Origin of the sequence: Hymenobacter terricola, from assembly GCF_017921975.2 — a bacterium.
Taxonomy (GTDB): Bacteria; Bacteroidota; Bacteroidia; order Cytophagales; family Hymenobacteraceae; genus Hymenobacter; species Hymenobacter terricola.
On record NZ_JAGEMO020000133.1, the window covers coordinates 1 to 6,072 of the forward strand.

General features: G+C 59.0%; 5 protein-coding genes and 1 pseudogene. 2 read left to right on the top strand and 4 right to left on the bottom strand.

What is annotated here, in order from left to right:
• Positions 1 to 417: 417 nt before the first annotated feature.
• Complete coding sequence (locus tag J4G38_RS26770) at positions 418 to 1,089, bottom strand: porin family protein (RefSeq protein ID WP_210521938.1); 672 nt, start codon at positions 1,087 to 1,089, stop codon at positions 418 to 420.
• Positions 1,090 to 1,368: 279 nt separating this feature from the next.
• Between J4G38_RS26770 and J4G38_RS26775 the strand changes: the two genes are divergently transcribed.
• Positions 1,369 to 2,394: an acyloxyacyl hydrolase gene (locus tag J4G38_RS26775; protein ID WP_210521937.1), complete on the top strand. Its 1,026-nt coding sequence runs from the start codon at positions 1,369 to 1,371 to the stop codon at positions 2,392 to 2,394.
• Positions 2,395 to 2,531: 137 nt separating this feature from the next.
• Positions 2,532 to 3,218, top strand: a complete 687-nt coding sequence (locus J4G38_RS26780; protein WP_210521936.1) for a DUF2306 domain-containing protein — start codon at positions 2,532 to 2,534, stop codon at positions 3,216 to 3,218.
• On the opposite strand, the gene J4G38_RS26785 is transcribed toward J4G38_RS26780, so the two are convergent.
• The 3 genes and pseudogenes from J4G38_RS26785 to gmhA all read right to left on the bottom strand — a co-directional run.
• A complete protein-coding gene (locus J4G38_RS26785) occupies positions 3,160 to 4,194 on the bottom strand; it encodes a quinone-dependent dihydroorotate dehydrogenase (protein ID WP_210521935.1) in 1,035 nt (344 codons plus the stop codon). The genes J4G38_RS26780 and J4G38_RS26785 overlap by 59 nt on opposite strands.
• Before the next feature lie 6 nt (positions 4,195 to 4,200).
• Positions 4,201 to 5,736, bottom strand: a complete 1,536-nt coding sequence (locus tag J4G38_RS26790) for a YifB family Mg chelatase-like AAA ATPase (protein ID WP_210521934.1) — start codon at positions 5,734 to 5,736, stop codon at positions 4,201 to 4,203.
• 191 nt (positions 5,737 to 5,927) lie between these two features.
• Positions 5,928 to 6,072: pseudogene (gene gmhA / locus J4G38_RS26795) on the bottom strand (phosphoheptose isomerase); the annotation flags it as partial.

Consider the following 6,072-nt stretch of genomic DNA (forward strand, 5'->3'; position numbering starts at 1 on the left):
ACCGCACGCACCGGCTGACGACCGGAGCGTGTAAATTTTTCGAGGGCGGCCTGGTCAGCTGCCGGAAGGGAAAAGGGAGAGATTGGTCGGGCCATAGGCCCTCAACTCTAAATCCTTAATGTTGTTGCTTAACTCGATTGACGCAGCACTAGTGCGGCTGCGGCTTTTTGGGTCTTGGCGGGCGAGTACATGAGGTAAAGCTGGCGTCGTAGCGGCCCCCACGCCCGGGCCGCCTTTGCTCGGCTGGTAGCCCACGCCCAGCAGGTAGCCAAAATCGAGTTCGCGGCAGGCGCTTTTTACGTCAACTTTCTCGCCCGTTTCGTCGGATTTTGCCGTGAGCAGAATGCCCGGCTGCGGCCCGGCAAAAGCCCAGCATCCAATAAGGAGCTGGGCTTTTGCTAAACGGGAGAGGCTTGGTTATTTGCCGCCAAAGGCGTAGCCCACCTGAAACTGGAAAACCGAATTATGGACGCTCGGGTTGATGCCGTTCAGGCCATTGGTGGCCGAAGAAACATAGTTTTTCGAAACGCCGTCTTTGTACACCTGCGAGAAATCGCCGGTGTAGCGAATGCCCAGGCTCAAGCCGCTGGTGAGCTGGTAGCCCAGGCCGGCCGCGTAGCCAATCACCACTTTGTTGAGGTCGTCGGTGCTGGTGTTATCGGTGCTTTGGGTAGAGGTATTACCCGTTTGGGTGAAGTCGCGGTTGTGCAGCACGAAGCTGCCCTGCGGACCTAATTCGAAGAACAAGCCTTTGCCATCGTCACCGGCATTCACCCGGAACATGATGGGCACGTCAAGGTAACCCAACGTGCTTTTGAAGGTTGTGGTCCCGTTGCCCTGGAACTTGTCAATGGACGCTCCTTTCTGCGAGTACAACAGTTCGGGCTGAATGGAGAACATATCCGAAACGCCAAAATTCAGAAAGCCACCAGCTGCGAAGCCCGATTTGTATTTGGAGCCATTTGAGTCGGTGCCGGAGAAAGTGGCCAAATTGTAGCCGCCTTTGATGCCATATTTAACGCCCGTCTGGGCGTGGGCTGCGCTGGTTAAGCCCGCGAGCAGTGCTAGAGATAAAACGATTTTTTTCATGATTTCAGAAAAATGATAGGACAAATTCTGAAGACAATCTGACTAAATGCCTTCGGAGTTAATGCTTATATCGGCCAGCTCTCAAGCCGGGTTGCGAAAAATGACAAGTATTTTTTTTCTTCATAATCTGTTCATATGCACTGGGAGGGAGTATTTTTGATGTCGGACCAGTGAACATGTATGAAGCTTAGCTCAGTCTTGAAGGCGTTAACACTGGTATTGCTGTGGGGCATAGCCCCACTTAAGGGAAGCGCCCAGGCACCAGACACGGTTGCCGCCGTGCCCCGTGCCCCGCTGGTGCTGGGAGCCTACGCGCAGGGCAGTATTATTATGGCGCACACCTACGCCATCCGGCATTTGGTAGACTCGCACCCGACGGGTTTTGAAGTGAACCTGCAACGCCAGACCACCGGCGCGGCGCCCTGGCACGGCTGGTACAAGTTCCCGAAGGTGGGCGTGGCGCTCACTTATTACGATTTTCATAATCCCATCGTGGGGTATGTTTTTGCGGCCAGCCCGTACATCAGCAAAACGTTTTCGCGCGGGCCGAAGCATGATTTTAGCTTCCGCCTGGGCGCCGGCCTGGCCTACCTCACCAACCCCTACAACCAGGAAACCAACCACAAAAACACCATCGCCAGCTCGGCCCTGAACGCCACGCTACAGTTCCGGTTTGAGTACGACTATGCCCTCACGCCGCACCTGGGCCTGCTGGTGGGCGCGGGCCTGAACCACTTTTCGAACGGTGCCACCACCAAGCCCAATTTTGGGGTCAACCTGCCTTCCGTGGTACTGGGGCTGAACTACCACGAGCAGCGCCCGGCCCCTCAAACCCACGCCAACGCGCCCGCTCCGGCCGAAGTGGGCCACAATTTCATCAACGTGAGCACCAGCCTGGGTTTCAAGCAGCGCACCGAGAGCGACCACCAGAAGTACCTCGTAAACTCCGTGACACTGGCCGTGGGCCGGCGCGTCAACCGCAAATCCAACCTGCTGCTGGGCGTGGAAGGCTTCGACGACCGCAGCCTGAAGGCCACCCTGAACGACACCACCCGTGCCGGCGGCAAGCAACCCGACGTGAAGAAAATGGGCGTATTTCTGGGCCATGAACTGCTGTTTGGCCGCCTCGCCTTCGATTCGCACCTGGGCTTCTACGTGTATGCGCCCTACAAATCGAGTACGGCCTACTACGAGCGGCTGGGCCTGAAATACCACTTCACCAACCTGCTGTTCGGCGCCATCGACCTGAAAATCCATCGGGGCGCGGCCGATGTGATTGAATTTAAAATCGGGGCCAAGCTGTAGTGATTCCGGCACGCACTGCATCCGGCTGATGCCACTTTTCAGCCCGGTAGTTCAACGTTTCAGCACTATTTTCAACCAATTAGCCGGCGCGTTTCCCATCTTTCGGCCGCGGTTCAGTTCAGGCCGCACCCCCTCGCATGGAAACGTTCTTCGCCCTCAACCGCTACCTGCATATCACGGCGGGCTTTATTGGGTTTTTTGTGGCTCCGGTAGCCTTGGCCACTCGTAAGGGCGGGCCGGCGCACCGGCGCTGGGGGAAGGTGTTTTTCTGGGCAATGGTGGTGGCCGGCACCACGGCATTGGCAGGCTCTCAGCACATCCACAGCCTGTTTTTGCTGCTCACCGCCGTGTTTAGCCTCTACATGGCGGGGTTCGGCTACCGCTCGCTTTTCCTGAAACAGCTGGCCTGGGATGCCCGCGTGGTTGCCTTCGACTGGGCCGTGGCTGGCGTGGGATTGGCCGTATTTCTGGGCACAGTGGCCTATGCTTTCGTGGCGGGCAATGTTGCGGTGGGCGTATTCGGCGCATTGGGGGCAGCCACGGCCATCCGGCAGCTGCGCGGCTACGCCAACGCCGGCCACTGGACCAAAAACCAATGGCTGCTCAACCATATTTCGGGTTTCATGGCGTCGTACATCGCGGCGGTGTCGGCGTTTTCGGTCACCAGCCTGCACTTCATTCCCTTTCCTTACAACTTCTTGTGGCCCACGGCGCTGGGCACGCCCATCATCATCTGGTGGCAGCGGCGGGTGCGGGGGCAGCGCGTTACGCTCGCACCAAACCCCGGTTTATCTGGCTCACCAGTGCCGGACCTTCATAAATGAAGCCGGTGTAGAGTTGAATTAAAGAGGCGCCGGCTTCCAGTTTCTCCTGCGCATCGGCGGCGGAATGGATGCCGCCCGAGCCGATAATCGGCAGCCCACCATCGGATTTCTGGTGCAGGTAGCGAATAACTTCCGTGGCCCGCGCCCGCAACGGCCGCCCGCTGAGGCCGCCCGCACCCAGGGCCGTTACCTGCGCCGCATCGGTGCGCAAATTGTCACGGCTGATGGTGGTATTGGTGGCAACCAAGCCGCTCAACTTGGTTTCGCGGGCTATTTCCAGAATGTCGTCGAGCTGCGAATCGGTCAGGTCGGGCGCGATTTTCAGCAGCAGCGGCCGGGGCTTGGGGCGGATTTGGTTGCGTTCCTGCACCCGCTGGAGCAACTCGATGAGCGGTTTTTTCTCCTGCAGCTGGCGCAGGTTAGGCGTGTTGGGCGATGACACGTTGACCACAAAATAGTCCACCACATCGGCCAGCGCGTCAAAGCAGGCCACATAATCATCGGCGGCCTGCTCGTTGGGCGTGTCCTTGTTCTTACCAATATTGCCACCAATGATGAGCTGCCGGTTCTGGCGCCGGGCCAGCCGCGCCGCCACCACGGCCGCCCCGTCGTTGTTAAACCCCATGCGGTTCACCAGCGCCTCGTCCTGCGGCAGCCGGAACAGGCGCGGCTGCGGGTTGCCGGGCTGCGGCAGGGGCGTCACCGTCCCAATTTCCACAAAGCCGAAGCCCAGCGTGGCCAGCTCATCCGTCAGGGCCGCGTTCTTGTCGAAGCCTGCCGCCAGACCCACCGGATTGGGGAATTTCAACCCGAAAACCTCCCGCGCCAGGCTTGGGTGCTGATAATCATATAGGTGTCGCAACAGCGCCTTGGTGCCCGGCACCCGCGCCGCCCGGCGCAGGTTGTCGAAAACCAGGTGGTGGGCGCGCTCGGCGTCAAGGTTGAAAAGAAGGGGTTTGACGAGAGCTTTATACATGGTGATTTATCCGGCCCAACCCTCCCGGTCGAGGCTGCGGTACTGAATGGCTTCGGCCAGGTGCTGAATCTCAATGTCTTCGGTGCCGGCCAGGTCGGCAATGGTGCGGGCCACTTTCAGAATCCGGTCGTAGGCGCGGGCGCTCAGGCCGAGGCGCTCCATGGCCGTTTTGAGCAATGTGCGTCCATCTTCGCTGATTTGGCAGAGGTCCTTTACCATTTGCGGCGGCATCATGGCGTTGGAATGCACGTCGATGTAGTCCTTGAACCGCGCTTCCTGTACTTGGCGGGCCTTGTCCACGCGGGGCTGGATTTCGGCGCTGGTTTCGGCCTTGCGCGTTTCCGTCATCTGGTCGAAGGTCACGGGCGTCACTTCCACGTGCAGGTCGATGCGGTCGAGCAACGGGCCGGAAACCTTGTTCAGGTACTTCTGCACCACGCCGGGGCCGCACACGCATTCTTTTTCCGGATGATTGTAATAGCCACACGGACAAGGATTCATGCTGGCAATGAGCATGAAATTGGCCGGGAATTCAATGCTGAGCTTGGCCCGCGCAATGGTCACGCGGCGCTCTTCCAGCGGCTGGCGCATCACCTCCAGTACCGTGCGCTTGAACTCCGGCAGCTCGTCCAGAAACAGCACGCCGTTGTGGGCCAGCGAGATTTCGCCGGGCTGCGGGTTGCTGCCGCCGCCCACCAGCGCCACGTCCGAAATAGTGTGGTGCGGCGCGCGGAATGGCCGCGTGCTCAGCAGGCCACCGCCCGCCAGCTTGCCGGCCACGGAATGGATTTTGGTGGTTTCCAGCGCCTCCTGCATGCTCAGGGGTGGCAGAATGCTGGGCAGGCGCTTGGCCAGCATGGTTTTGCCCGCGCCGGGTGGGCCTATCATAATCACATTATGGCCGCCGGCCGCCGCAATTTCCAGGGCCCGCTTGATGTTTTCCTGGCCCTGCACGTCGGCAAAGTCGGCCGTGTATTTGTTGACGGAATGCTGGAACAGGTCGCGGGTATCCACCGTCGTCGGCGTGATTTCCAGCCGGCCTTCGAAGAAATCGATGGCTTCCTGCATGCTGCCCACGGCAATCACGTCGAGGTTGTTCACGATGGCGGCTTCCTCCGCGTTTTCCTTGGGCAGAATAATGCCCTTGAAACCTTCCTTGCGTGCCTGAATGGCAATGGGTAACACGCCCCGAATGGGCCGCAAATCCCCGTCGAGCGACATTTCGCCCATAATAACATAGTCGGCCAGCCGTTCGGTGTTGAGCTGCTGCGAGGCGTGCAGAATGCCCAGCGCAATGGGCAAATCGTAGGCCGCGCCCTCTTTGCGGATATCAGCCGGGGCCATGTTCACCACCACTTTGGTGCGCGGCATGCGGTAGCCCCGCAGCTTCAGCGCCGACTCAATCCGCTGCTGGCTTTCCTTGATGGCATTGTCTGGCAGGCCCACCACAAAGAAATTCGTCCCGGCAGTTACCACCACTTCAATGGTGATGGTGTAGGCGTTAACGCCCTGCACGGCCGAGCCGAAAGTTTTGGTGAGCATGAGATGGTGGTAGAAAATTGGAATAAGGACAATGGAAGGCAGCAGAACGGTAAAGCTAACAACTGCAAATCCAATAGGCTTTCACGCAGTGTCCCGCAGTGTGAAACCGCAGTGTTCCGCAGTGCCGTTCTGGAAAAACACTGCGGAACACTGCGGTTTCACACTGCGGGACACTGCGTGAAATTAGGCGCTTAATCAATCACCAGCTTCTCAATCAGCATTATCATGATGTGAATGGCCTTGATATGGATTTCCTGAATCCTATCGGCGAAGCCCGAGTGCGGGGCCCGAATTTCTACATCGCTCAGCCCCGCCAGCTGGCCGCCGTCCTTGCCG